Source organism: Candidatus Poribacteria bacterium (genome assembly GCA_026702755.1).
In the GTDB taxonomy this organism is placed as follows: domain Bacteria; phylum Poribacteria; class WGA-4E; order WGA-4E; family WGA-3G; genus WGA-3G.
This window is the reverse complement of the sequence record JAPPBX010000036.1, coordinates 39,383-56,966: the sequence shown is the minus strand read 5'-3', so window position 1 is coordinate 56,966 and position 17,584 is coordinate 39,383. Positions and strand designations below refer to the sequence as shown.

15 protein-coding genes are annotated in these 17,584 nt (G+C 48.0%); 1 reads left to right on the top strand and 14 read right to left on the bottom strand.

Annotated elements, in window-relative coordinates; all coding sequences use genetic code 11:
* Positions 1–31: 31 nt before the first annotated feature.
* From thrB to OXH39_06975, 13 genes are all read right to left on the bottom strand, one after another.
* Positions 32–961 carry a homoserine kinase gene (thrB, locus tag OXH39_07035; protein ID MCY3550198.1) on the bottom strand — a complete coding sequence of 310 codons (930 nt, stop codon included), beginning with the start codon at positions 959–961 and terminating at the stop codon, positions 32–34.
* Positions 962–1,056: 95 nt separating this feature from the next.
* Positions 1,057–2,202: a pyridoxal phosphate-dependent aminotransferase gene (locus OXH39_07030; protein ID MCY3550197.1), complete on the bottom strand. Its 1,146-nt coding sequence runs from the start codon at positions 2,200–2,202 to the stop codon at positions 1,057–1,059.
* Between the two features lie 176 nt (positions 2,203–2,378).
* Complete coding sequence (locus tag OXH39_07025) at positions 2,379–3,398, bottom strand: YCF48-related protein (GenBank protein ID MCY3550196.1); 1,020 nt, start codon at positions 3,396–3,398, stop codon at positions 2,379–2,381.
* Positions 3,399–3,663: 265 nt separating this feature from the next.
* The gene (locus OXH39_07020) at positions 3,664–5,049 is read right to left on the bottom strand and encodes a hypothetical protein (protein ID MCY3550195.1); all 1,386 of its coding nucleotides are present in this window, start codon (positions 5,047–5,049) and stop codon (positions 3,664–3,666) included.
* Between the two features lie 16 nt (positions 5,050–5,065).
* Positions 5,066–6,013, bottom strand: coding sequence for a PorV/PorQ family protein (locus OXH39_07015; protein ID MCY3550194.1), 948 nt, complete (start codon positions 6,011–6,013; stop codon positions 5,066–5,068).
* Positions 6,014–6,332: 319 nt separating this feature from the next.
* A complete protein-coding gene (locus OXH39_07010; protein MCY3550193.1) occupies positions 6,333–6,995 on the bottom strand; it encodes a protein-L-isoaspartate(D-aspartate) O-methyltransferase in 663 nt (220 codons plus the stop codon).
* A gap of 46 nt (positions 6,996–7,041) precedes the next feature.
* A complete protein-coding gene (gene sppA / locus OXH39_07005) occupies positions 7,042–9,498 on the bottom strand; it encodes a signal peptide peptidase SppA (GenBank protein ID MCY3550192.1) in 2,457 nt (818 codons plus the stop codon).
* A 126-nt stretch (positions 9,499–9,624) separates the two neighbouring features.
* Positions 9,625–10,440 (bottom strand): phytanoyl-CoA dioxygenase family protein, encoded by an 816-nt coding sequence (locus OXH39_07000; GenBank protein ID MCY3550191.1) that lies wholly within the window; start codon positions 10,438–10,440, stop codon positions 9,625–9,627.
* 9 nt (positions 10,441–10,449) lie between these two features.
* Positions 10,450–11,274 carry a phytanoyl-CoA dioxygenase family protein gene (locus tag OXH39_06995; GenBank protein MCY3550190.1) on the bottom strand — a complete coding sequence of 275 codons (825 nt, stop codon included), beginning with the start codon at positions 11,272–11,274 and terminating at the stop codon, positions 10,450–10,452.
* Between the two features lie 37 nt (positions 11,275–11,311).
* On the bottom strand, positions 11,312–12,412 hold the full coding sequence (locus OXH39_06990; protein MCY3550189.1) for a hypothetical protein: 1,101 nt from the start codon (positions 12,410–12,412) through the stop codon (positions 11,312–11,314).
* A 43-nt stretch (positions 12,413–12,455) separates the two neighbouring features.
* A complete protein-coding gene (locus OXH39_06985; GenBank protein ID MCY3550188.1) occupies positions 12,456–12,695 on the bottom strand; it encodes a hypothetical protein in 240 nt (79 codons plus the stop codon).
* Between the two features lie 70 nt (positions 12,696–12,765).
* A complete protein-coding gene (locus OXH39_06980; GenBank protein ID MCY3550187.1) occupies positions 12,766–15,351 on the bottom strand; it encodes an alpha-glucuronidase family glycosyl hydrolase in 2,586 nt (861 codons plus the stop codon).
* Positions 15,335–16,081 carry a hypothetical protein gene (locus OXH39_06975; protein MCY3550186.1) on the bottom strand — a complete coding sequence of 249 codons (747 nt, stop codon included), beginning with the start codon at positions 16,079–16,081 and terminating at the stop codon, positions 15,335–15,337. Before OXH39_06975 ends, OXH39_06980 begins: the two co-directional genes overlap by 17 nt.
* 262 nt (positions 16,082–16,343) lie before the next feature.
* Here OXH39_06975 and OXH39_06970 point away from each other — a divergent pair, with 262 nt between their 5' ends.
* Positions 16,344–16,781 (top strand): hypothetical protein, encoded by a 438-nt coding sequence (locus tag OXH39_06970; protein ID MCY3550185.1) that lies wholly within the window; start codon positions 16,344–16,346, stop codon positions 16,779–16,781.
* 36 nt (positions 16,782–16,817) lie between these two features.
* On the opposite strand, the gene OXH39_06965 is transcribed toward OXH39_06970, so the two are convergent.
* The gene (locus OXH39_06965; GenBank protein MCY3550184.1) at positions 16,818–17,558 is read right to left on the bottom strand and encodes a phage Gp37/Gp68 family protein; all 741 of its coding nucleotides are present in this window, start codon (positions 17,556–17,558) and stop codon (positions 16,818–16,820) included.
* Between the last annotated feature and the right edge of the window lie 26 nt (positions 17,559–17,584).

The window sequence follows — 17,584 nt, the reverse complement described above, 5'->3', positions numbered from 1 at the left end:
TTTATTTTAAATAACTGGTGTAACGGACTATTCAATTGCCCTCAACGTGTACACTCGCGCCGCAAGCATCCGGCTTTAAAATTTTAATGTCGGATGCGATTTGATTCTTTTTGAAGGCAGCCTTCATTTTTTCAGCGATCTGTTCTGTATGTTCTAAACAATAGGCTGCAACGGTCGGGCCCGCCCCGCTCAATGCGACGCTAAGCGCACCAGCAGTGGTCGCAGCTTCTGCGACATCATCAAATCCTGGAATCAACGAAGTCCGGTAAGGTTGATGCAGCCTGTCTTTCATCGCGACACGTAACATCTCAAATTGCTTCGTGGCGATGCTGGCAATTAGCAGCGTACTTCGGCTTGTGTTGTAGATTGCATCAGCGAAACCTACCGATGTCGGTAACACACCGCGCGCTTGTTCTGTTGACAGTGGGAAATCGGGAATTGCAAGCACAATCGAAAGGATGGGTGGACATTCTAACCGAACGGTATGTACTTGAGCGTTCTCTTGTGCTGAGACGACGAGTCCACCGTACAATGAGGCAGCGACGTTGTCTGGGTGCCCTTCGAGTTCGGTCGCAAAATTGAGGAGTTCTGTGTCAGAGAATGGAGTGTCGCAGAGCGCGTTTGCAGTTAGCAATCCACCGAGGATCGCTGTTCCACTACCACCGAGTCCGCGGATGGCGGGTATTCCATTTTCTATCTGCAATTTGAAGCCTTTTGGACGTTCCGTCCCACTTCGATTAAAAACAAGTTCTACCGCTTGGAATGCTATATGCTCTGGCGTACTCGGTATTTTGTCCGCATCTACACCACTCACAATAACTTCAGTATTGGTTTCAGAGCGTTCGAGCGTAACTGTGCTATAGAGTTGAAGAGCAAGCCCTAAGACGTCGAACCCAGGTCCTAGGTTCGTTGTGCTTGCGGGGATCCGTGCCGTAGCTTTTTGGTTAAAAGTAGGAAGCATACAAAAGATTCCTGTAGAATCGGTTGCGACTTAGAGGTTTATATCTACTCGTTATGGGGTGCTGTTTACAGTCAAAAGACGTGCTATTAAAGGGACTACAATTTCGAGATTGCAGTTTCCATTCTATTTAATGCCTCTTGGATGTTTTCTAACGAATTGGCGTATGAGAGACGGAGATAACCATCGCCGTATTTGCCGAAAGAGGTACCAGGCAGTAGGGCGACATCTGCCGCCTCCATCAGATAGTCAGCGAGGGCTTCACACGAAAGCGGCAGTTGTGTAACATTCGGGAACACATAGAAGGCACCGAGCGGTTTGATACAACTGATGCCCTCAATCGCGTTCAGTCCATCCACAATTGCATCACGTCGTTTCTGGAATTCCGAAACCATTTCTGTAACAGAGGCTTGCTGTCCTGTCAATGCTTCTATCCCAGCGAGTTGTGTAAAAGTGGCGGTACAGGAATTGGAGTTAATAGTTAACTGCGTAATCTTGTCCGCGATTGCTTGCGGAGCGATACCGTAGCCCAACCGCCATCCGGTCATTGCGTAGGTTTTGGAATGCCCTTCAATCAGAATTGTTCGTTCCTTCATACCAGGCAGGCTGAGGACGCTGTGGTGTTGACCTTCATAGAGAATACGTGAATAGACTTCGTCTGTCAACACATAGAAATTGTGTTTCTGTGCGAGTTCTGCTATTGCTTCAAGGTCTTCAATAGTTAGCGTGCCGCCTGTAGGGTTCTGGGGTGAGTTGAGAATTAGGAGTTTCGTTCGGTCAGAGATTGCCGCCTCAAGATCTTCAAGGCGGAACCGGAAATCCACTTCCTCGCGAAGGTGCAGTGGCACTGCTTTTCCGCCGATGAAGTCGATAACGGATTCGTAGACAGGGAAACCGGGTTCGGGATAAATGACTTCGTCGCCATCATCAATGAGTGCCAAGATCGTGAAAAAGATAATCGGTTTCGCTCCGGGAGTCACCGTGACTTCATCTGGATGGATGGTAACACCGCGTGTTTCTGTTATGTGTTGCGCGACGACCTCGCGGAATTCCGGCACGCCTGCGGATGGACAGTAGCCAGTGTGTCCGTCCTTCATTGCTTTATATGCTGCCTCAATGATGTTCATCGGTGTTGGGAAATCCGGCTGTCCTATCTCCAGATGGATGATGTCTTTGCCTTGTGCTTCCAACTGTTTTGCTTTGGCGAGCACCTCAAATGCGGACTCTGTTCCCAATCGGCTCATCCGCGTCGCGAATGTGGATATTTCCAAAATTATACCTCCGCTTCAACAAAATCATTTCATAAAATGTTGCAGGGTTGCGGCGTGGGGTCCTGCTTTAACCTACAACTCAGTATTAATGAAAATATAAACCCAGGGAGTAGTGGTATTGGAAATTACTACTCCCTTGTCCCTTCGTTCTATTGTGCCTGCATGATAGCACCAGTGGAACTGGCTACCCACACATTTTGTCCATCAAGCACAAAAACTTTGACTATTTTTTCCTTGGAATCTTTGAGTTCCCAAGTTTTACCGCCATCGCTGGTGTGTAGAATGGCACCAACGCCAAAGTCACCACCGACTGCCCATCCGTTCTTCTCATCTGCGAATCCGACGCTGCGTAGTGTTTCTTGCGTGCCACTGGCTTGCTCTTTCCATGTCTCGCCGCCATCATTGGTGTGAAGAATTACGCCGTTTTCACCGACTGCCCATCCCATTGATGCATCAAGGAAAAAGATATCTTCAAGAATATCTTCCTTACCAGTTGCTTGTGTGACCCAGTTCTGTCCACCATCCGTTGTTTTCTGAATCAAGGCAAATTGGCTTTGTGTCGTGGGGCTAACGCGGACACCGGCAATCCATCCGGTTTCTTCGTCAAGAAATTGAATTGCGCTGTACATATTCGCGTCGTCATCACCAACGGCACCGAGTTGACCACCTTGGAGTACTTTCCATGTATTTCCACCATTTTTTGTAGAAAGAATGGTGTCACTCTCTCCAACGGCGTACCCGACCTCTTTGTTAACAAAGTAGATGCCCTTGAGTCCGTTACCGACTTTGCTTGTTTGTAACTCCCAGTCTCTACCGTTAGCGGTGGTGGCGATTGTGCCGTTTGCACCGACTGCCCACCCGTGTTCAGCATCCAAGAAATAGACTTCGGCTAAATCATTGGCGATTTTAATTTCCGATTTTTGCCACGTCTTTCCGCCATCCATGGTATAACCGATAAAGCCAGGATTTTCAAAATCTTCAAACGATGCAGCACCGACTACCCAGCCGACATTCTTGCTTGTGAAAGCAATGGACATGTAATCCCTAACCTCTGGATCGCGTTCCTGTAAAATACTCCAATTTCCTGCCACCGGTAAAACGATTGCCAAGATGCCGACCATCGCAAGTAGCGTTGTCCCCAATCGTGGGCGTGACGCAAGTCTGTTCATTGTTGTTATATCTCCTTTTTTCATAAAGATGTTCTGCCAAGAGCGAGCTCTTTTTTAGGTCAGTTTGCGGACCAAGAGTTTGCTATTATAAAGTTTGATGCAGCTTAGCCAACCAAGGGTTTGCTATTAAACTTATAATATAACCTTGAATAGAAAATTAAGTCAAATAGTTTTTTCGATCATCCAAAGTGCGGCTGCTTTCACAACAGCAGTGTTCGCGTCCAGAAAAAATTTAGTTGTTCCATCCGGCTACAAAGTCAATCTACTACTTAGCAGCTATTAAAGTACCCGTCTTAAAACTTTCTCCAACTTGAAGTTGATAGACATAAACACCACTTTCCACAATTTCACCCGCTTCATTGCGTCCATCCCAAATCAATTCCGTTTCACCCGGTGATGCGGTTAAGTGCCTGACAAGCATTCCGTCAATGTCAAAGATGAGGACTGTGAATTCACCCGAAGCCTCTTCAAGCGCGCGAGCGGGGAAGACAACTTGATTGAAATCCTCGTCTGGAGAGAGCGGTGTAAAGGGGTTTGGATAAGGTTCATCAAGAATACGAAGCCTTTTTTCTAAGGGGATGGATTCGTTACCCGCCTCGTCAATAGCAATGATGGCATACGTAAAGCTGCCTGTCGGGAGTGGGCGGTTGTCAATAAATTTATATTCCGTTTTTAACTCATTGATTTCAATTTCAGTAAGTGTGGTAAGTCCTTCGGTGATTCGGTACGTTGTTACATCACGACTGATGCTCGGCTTCCACAAAATTTCGATGCCATCACTTGAAGGGGTGAGGCTGAGCATTGTCGGTGGTTCCGGTGCAGCGGTGTCTGGTGATACCACGACTGTTTGTTTAGGTGAGCGTTCCGATTGCAAGAAAATCGTCTTGTAAGCGACAATCTGATAAGTGTAGCTTCCCGGCGGAACGTTTACATCACGAAATGTGGTTGAGGAGCGGTTTTCGACATTAATAGTATCGTCCTCAGTAACACTGTTTTCATTATTTCTGTAGATGAGATAGCCGTTGACATCCGGATCTTCCGACTTCTGCCAACGGAGCGTCACATCGTTCTCTCCAGTTTCATCGGCTTCGGCGGTAAAGCCTATAACTAGATCCGGCGGTACATTTGGGATTACTTGCAAAGTAAAGTCATCGTTGTTGAGCTTTCCATCTGCCTGTCCAGGGCGGATAAATTCACCAATAGGTGCATCGTCACGATTACGTAAGCGTGCTCTGAACACTGCTTCTAAGATAATCGTGCCCGGTGTCTGGCACTCAAAAGTGATTTCATAGATTGAATTCTGGAAGTCGACGATGGCATCTGCCAGTTCAACGCGCAGGACATTTCCTCCGGAGACGACGGGTCTTGCTGGGATTTCATTGCGGTCCCGCAAGATGCCTTTGAAGTAGGATGATTGGGTCAGGAATCCCGATGGCATTGCGATCTCAATCGTTTTAATTTCTTCTCCCGGCTCTGCCAACGACCGATCAATTACAAGTGTCACGATCAGTGGCACCGTTGAGCTGGCAGGAACAACGCCTCTCGTTTGACCGACGACGTTGATCTCTCCAACAGAGGTAACCGCGCCATAGTTGTTGTTGGCGATGAGCAAACTACCGATAATTATCAAAGCAACGACTATGTTTTTCATTAGGCGAGACCTTTCCTTAGAATAGCAGATTGAGGGAGAACCGCTGTGTTGTATTGTCTTGAAAGTTTCCACTCAGTAGCTGAAGTCCGTAGTCAAGCTGGAGTTTGGTACTACTAATGGGGAGTTTGACACTACCGCCAAAGTTGAGGGTTGTAGCAGAGTTGCTACCGTTTTTTATGCCATAACCACCACGAACAGCAATGGATTTATTCAACCAGACTTCTGCTCCTGTGCGGATGTAGATTTCACTATTGCGTGATGCAACCTCAAGGGTCACCAGACTGCCTTTCAGCAAGGTGCTGACTGCTGCACCCTGCGCACTCATCGCCGCAATAGATTCGAGTCTGTACGCTAAACCTGCCCGGATGTTCAGTGGCACCGAATCGGTATTGGCATCAGAGATGCTCATATCTGCGGGAAGCAAATTCTCTACCGATGCACCGAGACTCAGACTTTGGAACGGCTTCGCAATAACGCCTATATCAAGCGAAACCGCTGAGCTGGAAGTTTGAACGAAATATGGATTCTCGACGACAAATTCGTTCGTTTCGTCAAAAGAGGTCCCGAAAAGTTTCAGATTTGCCCCGATCGCCAATTGCTTGAAGAGGGCGTTTCCGTAGGAGACGCGCACCGTCTGTTCACGATAGATTTCGGAATCTTCTCCCAAAACACCAAGGCTTGCTCCGATCGAACCTGCTCTCCCGAAGGGGATAACTCCGCTGATATTATTGTAGGTGATGAGTCCGTTAAAGCGTTGCGCGTGTGTAACACCGAGATGGATCTCACTGATATAACCTAACCCTGCGGCGTTGTAATTCGCCGCGTTGCTATCATCGGCGAGCGCGACGAATGCACCACCTAAACCGAGCGGTCTCGCTCCGACACCAATATCGTTAAACATAGCGAAAGCGGCAGTCGGTGAAAGCATCACGACGAGTAGAATTAGATGGGATATGCGTTTCAAATCTATTCTTCCTTTGTAATAATATATATTTTTTACGATTCTTTGTAGAGGATTTAATTCATCTCACCATAGGTGTCAATGTAAAAAAAGGACAGCCTTGATCCCCAGATTTAGTGGATGCGGTTTTCAAGCACACTGGTGCTGAAATATAAACCTTGTGGATTCACTATCCTCTTTTGAGTCCCGTAGCGTTTATTTTCTTGGGTTTTTCTGCAAGAAATATATGCCAAACAGTGAGAAAGCCCCGTAGGGACGGAAACCTCTATAGAGACGCTCCTATAAAATACTGAGAAAACCCCTACATTGACGCTTATGGGATTTAATTCAGCTCACCTGTCATAGGGACAAAACGAACTGGGATAATCTCGGTGATTTCGAGAGATGGTGCTGAATTCTCATCAGTTTGGAGTCCTTTCCGGATTAAAAGGAGGTTTTGGTCAGAACTACCGACGGGAATCACCATCCTGCCCCCCGGTTCCAGTTGCTGAATGAGCCGTTCGGGTACGTCCACAGGTGCGGCAGCGATGAGCATGGCATCATAAGGCGCGTGTTCTTGCCAGCCGTAATATCCGTTCCCCTTCTTGAAATGAATGTTTTGATAATTGAGTGCCTCCAACCGTGCTTTCGCGCTTTTAGCAAGCCCCGATATAATCTCAATAGAATAGACCTCCCTCGCAAGTTCTGCTAATATCGCTGTTTGATAACCGCAGCCTGTTCCAATCTCAAGAACTTTTGAAGTTGGGGTGAGTTCCAGCAAGTCTGTCATCAGGGCAACGATATACGGTTGCGAGATTGTTTGGTCGCAATCGATCGGTAGTGCGCCATCCTGATACGCCACATTGAGGTGTTCGGGTTTTACGAACAGATGTCGCTCTACCTTCCGCATAACAGCAAGCACTTCAGGGTTGTTGATGCCACGCGCTTTGATTTGGTTTTGCACCATTTTACGCCGCTGTGTTGTGTAGTTCTTGGCGAATAGCATTTTAATTCAACTCCGAGGCATCAATTTTCGCGACTTTACTGTATTGCTAATTCCCTACACTTATATGATAAGGCATGAGAAGAAAGAGCCTATGTTTTCTGATTGCGTTTAGGAGTCTTGCAGTGGTGCTCAAGCCACTATACCGTGCAATGAACTGTAAGCGAGATTCCGTTCCCACACGCTCGTTTTCCCTGCTTTTGTTTTCAGAGTTACCGCGAAGTAGCGGTGTGAGTGGAAACCTGATATTGTTGAAGAGTTGTGACAACCATGTCTTTTTAGGAAACTCGACGATCTCAATCGATTTTTTTTCCAATCCTGCGCGTTCTCGTGCGATGGCGAGCGCGAGGCTTAAACCGCCTAACTCGTCTACGAGTCCATTTTCTTTCGCTTGTCTCCCTGACCAGATGCGTCCCTGTGCAAGTCTATCGACATCTTCCACTGTCAAATCGGTTCGTCCAAGTGCCACCTTTTCAACGAAATCGTCATAAATCTCTTTAATCTGTTTCCGTACAATTGCTTGTTCTGCCGGCGGATAGTCTCCGTAATCTGAATAAAAATCAGCATGTTCACCCCGTTTGAGGATCTCTTTATTGATACCGAGTTTTTCATAGAATCCTTTGAAACTATACTTACCACCAACAACGCCGATGGACCCCGTAATCGTTCCCGGTTCAGCGACGATCGCATCTGCGGGGGCTGCGATATAGTAACCGCCTGATGCCGCCACGTCACCCATTGACACGACAAGGGGTTTGACTTCTTTAAGCCGCACTAATTCACGCCATATAGTGTCAGCAGCAACAACAAGCCCGCCACCGCTGTCAATCCGCAGAACAACTGCTTTTATAGAGTCGTCTTCCTTTACCTCCCTGACCGCATTTGAGATTGTATCCGATCCCATCACTTCTGTCCCAAGAAGCGGGTCCACAAAACTATCGCCTGTCAGCATCAGCCCTTTCGCCTCAATGATGGCGACCTTCGGTTGTGGGGCTTTCCAATCTTGCGCATAGAGTTCGTTTCTTGCGTATTCGTTGAGCGAAACTAAATCGGTTCTGGAATCGGTGAGTTCGGCTACGACATCTAACAACTCATCTTCATAGACCATCCGGTCAACGAGTTCAGTGCTGAAGGCGCGACGCGCAGTGTAAGGTCCATCGTTGATGCGTTTCTTGACGTTTTCGTGTGTCCATCCTCTTCCTTCTGCAATTGCATCTACAAGTTGTTCGTAAAGGTCGTCGAGAATAATGTTCTGGATCTCGCGGTGTACTTCGGACATCTCCTTCCGTGTGAATGACTCTGATGCGGATTTATACTTGCCGATATGTTCAAGATCCGCCCGAATACCGAGCATGTCTAATCCGCCTTTGTAGAAGGAACGTTCTGTGCGTAAGCCGATTAACCGGACTTCAGCGGACGGATGGATTAGGATACCATCGCATGTAGCTGCGACGATGTAGTCGCCGGTGGAACAGTTGGAGAGATAGCAGAGAACGACGCGCCCCGATTCTCTGAAGTCCAAAATGGCATCTGACATCTCTTGGAGTTGCGCCATACCGTAATCACTCCCGTTGATACGGATGAGAATGCCAGCGACATCTTCGTCCCATTTTGCGATCGGAAGGACCTGTTTCAGGTAACGCATTGACAAGTCGAGGAATATACGTCGGCGAGGCACTGGCTTGGTTTTGGGCGCGTTGGAAAAATGAAAATAGCCAACACCGAATTGCGCTTCTCGATTGCTGTCGAAGGTGTTGCCTGTGCCGAATCCCCAGTTCCTAATGTTAATACCGAAGCGGACATCGAAACTCCGATCACTGTTTATGCTCCCACGGAGTATAACTTCGCGAATAGGGCGAACCTCTAACCCATAGTGGAGTTCTATGCCTTCAATGCCTTGGGTTTTCTGTAGATCAATGGAAAGCGTTGTCCGCCATGTTCCCGGGCGAAGTGCCAACCCCACAGCGTAACTTCTGCCGAGTTTTTCACCAAGCAATTTGGGACGATTGAGATCGCGCGCCGTTGCTCCGATTGAAATGTATTGCCTCCGGTACATCAAGCCCATGGAGAGTGAACGAAATCTGTCGTAGTCTTGATCGTCGGAATTCATCCAACTGTAACTGGTGCCCCAGTAGAGTGAACTTCCCAAATGGTATCCACCGGAGAATGTATAGCGTGTGAAGTCGGTATCTGCATCGGCAGTAACGAATTCCATACCAAAGCCTGCACCGGGAACAGCGAGGAAGAAAGCATCATCGCCTGCCCAATCACTCTGATATGTTCGGAGGTAGTATAGGTTTAAGCCGCGCCCCGCACCGAGGCCGGACGGGTTAAAGAAGGTGGCTAAGGCATCGTCGCTCATGGCAATGGAGCTTGAAGGCAAGTGGGTGCGTGCCTTTGGTGGCATAGCGATAGCACAAAGCGTGCTCATCCCATAGATGAATGCCGCCGAGATAATGTTTTTGCTGATATGCCCTAAGTGCTTGTTAAATGAAGGTGGAACCATAGATATGATTTCCATTTAAAATATGAATTCGCAAGCTCGAAGAGTGCCTACTCACAGTATGAACCTATGTTATAGGATACCACAAAACAACGGGGATTGCAACCGAAATGCTGTATCCGCTGTATCCTAAGAACGCCGAGCGTATTGTGGAAACATTTCATCGTGAATGTCACCGCATTGCTGAAGATGGATTTGCCGTTTCGCATCGGCAGTATCAACCATCGTCGGGAAATACATCCCCGCGCCTGTCTCAATCTTATATCCGCCTGCGGAATGGACGCTCAGGTACTGATGTAGTGTCTCTAAATCCGGTTCGGTTGTGCAATGCTGTGTGCAATTCATTGTGAACATCCGTCGCCGGGTGCCACCGCCAAATGCCGCGTGATACGTATCATGATTGAAAATTACGACATCACCGGGCGTGCTTTCCAACGCAATGCTGGTTGGGAAGTCGCGCGATGGGATGCCGTAAAGTGCCTCTGATTGATTCGGATCAATCTTTCCGGCTCTGACGAAGTGCGCAGGGTTTTGGCTACCCGGAATGATGCGTAGGCATCCAGTGTCTTTCGTCAACGGATCAAGGTAAAACGCCACCTTACAGGCGAAGAGTCGTCCCCAACCGCCGTCGGGATGCCAACCCGTATCGCCAGTGTAATAGTTTCCGTCGCCACCGGCGTAGTTGAAATCTTCACCGAGTACGCCACCGATGAGTCCGTTAACTCGTTCATCATCGAGCAGGGTACAGAGTCGAGGGCGATGCTCAATCGGACCCCCGAACATCGTGCGGCTCGTACCATTGTGGTCTTTACCACCGCCGAATTCCTGAATCGATATTTCAAATTCCTCGATGATCCATTCCATCTCGCTCGGTGAAAACATGCCCGGTATTGCGAGATAGCCAAACGTATTGAAAAAATTTACTTGATGTTCTGTTAATTTCACAATGTCTCCTTATTCCCACCGTGCCCAGACGTTTGGTGTAACATGTCCTTCGTCGATGTATGGGTCTTCGCCTGCGACGGTGATAATACCGCGATAATTTCGCTGCCCCTTCCAGCCCAACCACGATGCTGTTGAACAGTAGTGACTCACGAGGATACGCCGAAATGTATCGCTTCGATTCTTTTTCGAGCGGTGTAAAAGGTAGCCGTTGAAAAAGAGGACGCTGCCAGCTGACATTTCAATCGGAATCTCGTCGGTATCATCAAAACCGGCGGCTTCGTGGCAGCTGTCGAATTCATGGCGTTTGTTATGTGGAAAGCGGTCGTAGATTACACCGGCGCGATGGCTGTTCGGTAGAACCCAAAGACAGCCGTTCTCAATCGTGGCATCATCTAATGTGATCCAAGCACCGAGCAGCGACCTGTCCCGTGTCGGAATCGGGTGTTCGTCTTGATGCCACGGGTTACCGGTATGTCCGGGGACTTTACCCAACATCATTGTCTGCATGCACTTCACACCGCCATCCCAGAATGGAATATGTGCCCCGACAATCGTTCGGAGGACTTCACAGATTTTCGGATGTTCAACGTAACGCCGAACCAAGGGACTAAAGACGTGTGGTTCGCCGACACACATAATTCTATCTAATACTTCTGTCTCGCTTGCTGTTTCGGGCATCCGTGGGATCGCCTCACACGGGTAACCCCCGCGAAAGATCTTCAGCATCTCTGCTTTCAGGGTATCACATTCTTCCGATGTAATAAGGTCTGGAAGCATTAAATATCCATCGTTGATATAAGATTTCGCCCAAAGATTAAACTGCCCTTGTTCCATTTTCGGATCCTTTATGATAGTTGTTTAGAACCTCTAATTATTCGGCTCGAATGATCCGCCAGGTTTCCGCTTCATTGGCGAAAACGAGCGTTAGTTTCCCAGATGTTTGTTCAACTTGCCCCTTCGCTTTCGGGACATATTGCAGTGTGTACCCGCCCGTCACTATCGCTGTGTCGTCAACTATGTTCGGATGGATGTTGATGTCGGTCAGCGTCATGTCAATCTGATGGTGTGCCTCAAAAAAATGCGCTGCTTTCGTCTTAACATCTTGATAGGTGCGTCCGTTGGATAAATATGTCTTTGAAAAACAGGACATAACCTTCGCCAGATCCGCCATATCGTATCCGAGTTCATACTGATTTAGAACGCCTTGAATCGTCTCCTTGATTGTCGGTTCTTCTTGGTTACCTGTTTGTGTCTTTATTGATACAGGATGCCCTACCGATTCTGGCGGTATACCTTGCGCAATTTGCTTGAGCGTGTGTACTTCCGGTGCAGCATAACCCCAAACCTCTAATTCCATAACCCGTGCAATGCCTTCCACGTCGTACACAGGTCGCTTACCAGCCATGTGTTGGTAGTTACGCACTGTATCATTTGAGGAAACCGGGACGAGCCGAACTTTGCTCGCAATGAGGCGTTGCCGGATTTCGTGAACCCGTTTACCTTTGGTGTTATCTCGCGCTGTATACTGCTTATCTTTCGTATTCTCAGATGGAATAAGACCCCAACCGGTGCCGTGCCAATACTCGATCCGATAATCTTTCAACCCGAATTGCGGTGCCGGATATTTCTCAGAATCGACCGTCCACATAACAATTTTGCGAATGTCAACCGGTTTGGCGAGCGTCACGGAAACATAGGGACGTTTGTTCAGATCTGAGGTGCGTAGGTGTTCTAAACTACTCCCCCATCCACTGCCTTCGTCCCACGTCTCGGAATTGGTGTCGCCATCAATTATCTCTGCTGCACGATGGTTTGGCACAGATTGCGATGCCTCCGCGGTTGCTCCGTTTCGACTCAGTGCGAAATTGATGAGGGGCGGCGGTGGTTCTAAAAGATGTTCCTGCAAAGTTTGCGATTGACAGCCTATCACTGAAAACAAAAGCGTCAGACATAGAGTATATACACGAAACATTGTTGACCTCCTTTGCACTTGATTTACTTCCTAAATCCAGATTTCAAGGTGCCCATTCATCCCACTCCTTATCACCTTCGCCATCCCACCAATCCGTTGATTCTATACTTGATGTAACGGCTGCACGTTTCTCCGCATCAGTAAGAAGACCATCAGTAGAAAACCAATGCGCGTTCAGGACATCAACAAGAATGGTTTCTAACTGTACCCCTTGTTTTTTGGCAATTTGGTGAGCGCGTTGATACACGGCATCCGAGATATTGAGTGTGACTTGGTGCCCCATAATTCAACCTCCCTATTTTGATACATAAGTTATGCGTGAGTTTAATCTGTAGGGGCTGGGTTACCCAGCCCTACCTTAATACTGCTAAACGTCCGAGTATCTGTGCCGTCTGATCTCCAGCGACAGCGCGTATCTTGTAAAAATAGACATCGTTGGCAAGCAGTATACCGTCAGTGTCTCGTGCTTCCCACATAAACTCGTTATAGCCTTCTTTTCCAGATGCCTCTTTCAAGGTAGTTACCGTCCGTCCGGATTTCGTGTAAATTGTGATAGAGACTTCATCCGCATCTAACGACAACTGATAGGTAAATGTTGTTTCTCGCTTCAAAGGATTCGGATAGTTGTGGACATCCCAGATTCGGAAAGGGGTTTCCTCCGGTGAGAAATCCCCATCATGCTTTTGAAGCACCTGATAATCGAAATTCGTTAGCCAAGCGACTTCTGCGTTTAAGGTGCTTAACAACTCGGCTTCAATCGTCTGATGTGAGTATCCAAAGAGTGGAATAAACTCTTCAATCCCTTTTATATGCGGTTGTATAGATTTTGAAAACTCTATCGCACTCGTGAATTTCGCACGGATTGCCTCAGTGGTCCCAGGCTCGTAACCGAGTGTTATCGCTTCAACTAATTTCGCTCGACTTTCAAAAAATAGTACCCACAATTCCATCACGTGAACAGCGTCCCGTAAATCCTCTGTCGCCTCTTGATCGAAAGGTTCTGCGATCTCGCTTGCTGCCCGTATCTGGTTTGCAGCTTGCTGTTGTGGTGCCAAAAGTGCGGTGAAACGGTTTACCGAGAGTTTCGCTATTTCCAATTCAGGGATGGCTAACGTATCCTCGACAGCTCTCGGTCCAATCAGCGTCCAGAATCGCGTCGCGAGTCCCGCGGAACCGCTGCCATAAGTACCACCTACCGTTAAGGAACCAGCGTAATCTGAGAAATAATTCGCCATGTTCCATCCGTTTACCCGTAAGGCATTTAGAATGTGTGGCGCGGCTTCAGCACCGTATCGGGCTATTAATTCATTTCGGAGCAATTGAAGGTGATCAAGTTTAATATCCCAGTTGAGGCGGGCACTCACAAGCCGGTCGAGATACCCTAAACCTTGGGTCGCACCTTGAACGGTGAATCCACCGAGACCGACAACCTCTGGGTTGTTAGCGAGTTGCCGAACACCTTGCACAAACAGATCGCTCTCCAGCATCCAGAGCGGCATAACCTCCTCTACTTCGTGTGAGAGAACGATAAAGTTATGCCCGATTTCTCCAAGTGCTCTGATCTGTGGAATAGGCACCCCCGCGTCCGCAACCGGTTCGCCGTCTGCTCCCCACTTTCGCGAAAAAATAGTCCCTTTCGGCAGCTGCCGAGCGTAAACGCCTGCGGCATCTTTGAGCCAACTGCTGTCATACCCGGAAATATAAAATTTGAAATCTGGACGAATCTCCCGCGCCGCTTTGATAATCGTAAAGTAAACCTGCCAGAGTTTTGCTTGTCCCTGTTCCGTTCTGTCGCCGCAGTCCGGACAATCACATGCACGCGTTTCATGCCCCCATGAGCGGAGGTGAAAACCTGCGAGTGCCGGATAGTTCCGCACGATCGCTTGTGTCAGTTCTCTTGCGAGTGTATGAAATGCAGGTTTAGACCAACAAAACGGGCGATAAGAGACTTCGTTCCGAGACGCACCGTAAAGCACCGCCGGCCCCAAGACATCAGGACGCTGTCGGATCAATGCCTCTGTTGGTTCGCCGGTCACGTACATAAAAAGATACGCATCAATACCGCGTTGCTTAAGCGCGTTGAACCGCTTTTTTAAAGTCGCGATACGTTCTCGCCGCTGACCTATCGGTTCATCTTGTAATGCTTCAAAAGCAGGCGTATCTACATATTTAAACGCTGTTCCAAATCCGTCTTCGATGCCCGTGCCGGTCCAAACGCCTTCCCCGCCACTCATATTCATACGGTGCCGTGCAAGCCAATCCGGGTCCTCTATCTCCAAGACAGCGCGCACGGGATAAAAGGGTGCTGAGGTTTCGTTTATAAACGGGACGAGTAGTGCTTGCGCCTTAGCAACCGAAATGTCTGGATGCACGGGTGTCAAGCCTGTCAACGCCGTGATACATTGCTCAATGAAAGCGTACGCACCATAGATAACCCCTCTTTCGGTGTGTGCTGTCACAACTATGACGATTTCGGTGCCGACTTCTACTGTCTTGATACGATAGCCATCATCTCCAAGTTCTTCTGCCAACGTAAGTTCTACATTTGCTTGTAATGTGGCAATTGTCGGGTTCGATTTTGGGGTGCCTAGTACAATCACCGTCTGGGTTTCTGTCTCTTGCCGATTGGTACGGATATCGAGTTTGGCACCTGTGAATTTCTGGATAAAGGTTTGAATTTCTGTGGCTGCAAACGCTTCCTGTTCCGAGGCATTCGCGCCAATTTGGAGTGTTGCCCTCGGTTCGCCGGATACCGCAATAGGGATTTGATTACTCCTCGCCGGTGCAACAAACCCCACAAAGCAGAGGAGAGTCATCAGCAGTCGGCTTTCAGCCGTCAGTAAGAGAACCTTGTGGTGGGAAAAAACGCCAGCAACTACCATAGACGCTGCCGACAGCCGATAGCCGATAGCCGATAGCCACTTAATGATGATGTTCACCCTCAAATCCCTGAAAGAAATAGATAACACAAAAGGTTAGGACGAAACCGATGACAAACAGCACTTTCGCAACCCGACTTAAGCTTGTGCTTTCGGAAGTATAGTTTCCACGAAACCCATCCATCACAACGTGAAGCAGTGTGCCGACAGCGAATGCTGTCAAGTAATCTGTCAGTTCTCCGAAAGTTCCACGTAGCAATTGCTCTCCGAGGACCGCCCCGATAACCGGTCCAAGTATCAAGGGAATCAGTCTTATCAGGGCATTAACAAAGGTCTGACTCCGAAGAAGCGCGACGGTGATAAGCGTCCCGACTGGCAGACGATGGATCAATATGCCGGATGCGAGTGCCCATCCAAGCGTCTCCTCTCTTGCCGCGATTACCAAATTAAGCCCGTCTGTCAATGAATGAAGTGATAAGCCGAGGACTGTTAAGTTGACGCTCCAGTTGGTGTCCTTACTGTCGGTATTCCTCTCGGTTGCATCGTGCCGGGGCGTTGTGAGGTATTCCACGGCTGCGATTAAGAGAAACCCTCCCCACATCACAAGGATTGTGACGTAACCTACCGCGGTGTAAAGGTGCATCATCATTACCAAGACGATACCGAGCACTGCACCGGCGGTCAGCCCAAAGATGTTGCCGAAATGCCGCTGCTGCACTCGTGATACGAAAGCGATACCCGCGCCGAGTGGAACCGTCACCACCGCAATTGCCAAATAAAATATAAGCATAGTATAAACTATAACAGAATTTGGATTGCAACGCAATCTAAATTCCGTGCAGCCATATTACTAAAGAGGAGAAGGCGTTTCTATAAACATATCGTCCACACGAAATTCAATAATGAAAAAATAAATGCTTTTGCCTGATTTTTTTATTGACGTGTTTGTGCATTAATGCTAAAATTGGCTTCCACGATATACGAATTCGCGCAAATCGCGCCCGAGTGGGCGTTAAATTTATAGTTTATTGTATGGTAAAGGACAAATAAAAATGTTGGACAGAATCTTTGATATGATTGTTGGGTTTATGCTTAATCGAGACTTAGAAAAAGAAATCGGCATTCGGCACAAGTTGTTGAAGGGGCGCGTATGGCAGATTCCTTCAAAAATTTTCGACAGACTCGTTAATCTTATGATGGGCACTCGTTATTCTTACTATTTGGAGATGCGGCGTAATATGCTTGAGGGAGGCGTTGTTGAGATGCCTTCAAATATCTTTGATTGGAAAGCACTTGAACGAGCGAGTGGCTATCTACGCGTCTATATGGAAGATTTCCACGATCAGTTCAAAGAAAATTATGACGGGAATTTTCCAGTTGAAGATTTTAAAGATTGGTTCCGTCATTTTCACGTTGAGCGTCCGGAGCGCGAAACGACGAAAAAATCCGTTTCTGAAGCTCTGCTCGCTGACGATTTGCCGAGAGTATAAGGACGAAGTTTCAAGATGCCGGACGTAGTAAGAATTTCAAACCGGCATCTCATCGTAAGTCCGCCCGTCTAATTCCCGCCCTGTTTTTGATTTACGTTTGCCACCCCACTGTTTAAAGAAAAATGAAACTTTGGCAGCCGCGCATTGATCGCGAATGTCAATAACCCATTTTTTCTCCATTTCGCGTGCGCCGGGACCGGACTCACCTCCTACGATAACCCAATCTATTCCATCCAATTCTAAATTTGGAAGCGCGCCGAGTAGCGGTTCAAGTGAGAGAAATTTGATATGCGCGCTGGTTTGACGGAGCGCATCAATCCGATCCGTCACACGTTTATCTTCAACGCTAACACCCATCCAGACGTTTGGTGGCCACGGTAACTTCGGACTATATTTTAGAAGTAACTCCGCTCGTTTCGTCAGGACTTGGAATTGATGCCAATGTGCCTTCTCCATCACGGAAAAGACTTTTTGAATATAAGCCAATTCGATCTTTTCATGGAACAGATCACTCATGGAGTTAACGAAAATTCGGCGGGGCTTTTTCCATTTCAGCGGTTCGTCAAGTAACTTTTCGACAAGATGGACCTGTTGTGTCCACCGCGGTCCTGCTTTGGTATTTTCAGCCAAACCTTCGTAAGCCATACCTTTGCCAGAGAAACGGGCAGCTATCCGTTCTGCGTAACAGAACCGACAGCCCTCCGATACGCGAGTGCAACCGCGTACAGGATTCCATGTAGATTCTGTCCACTCAATTTTTGAGGAATGTGTTGCCATAAATTTGCCTGTTATGGAAACTGTAA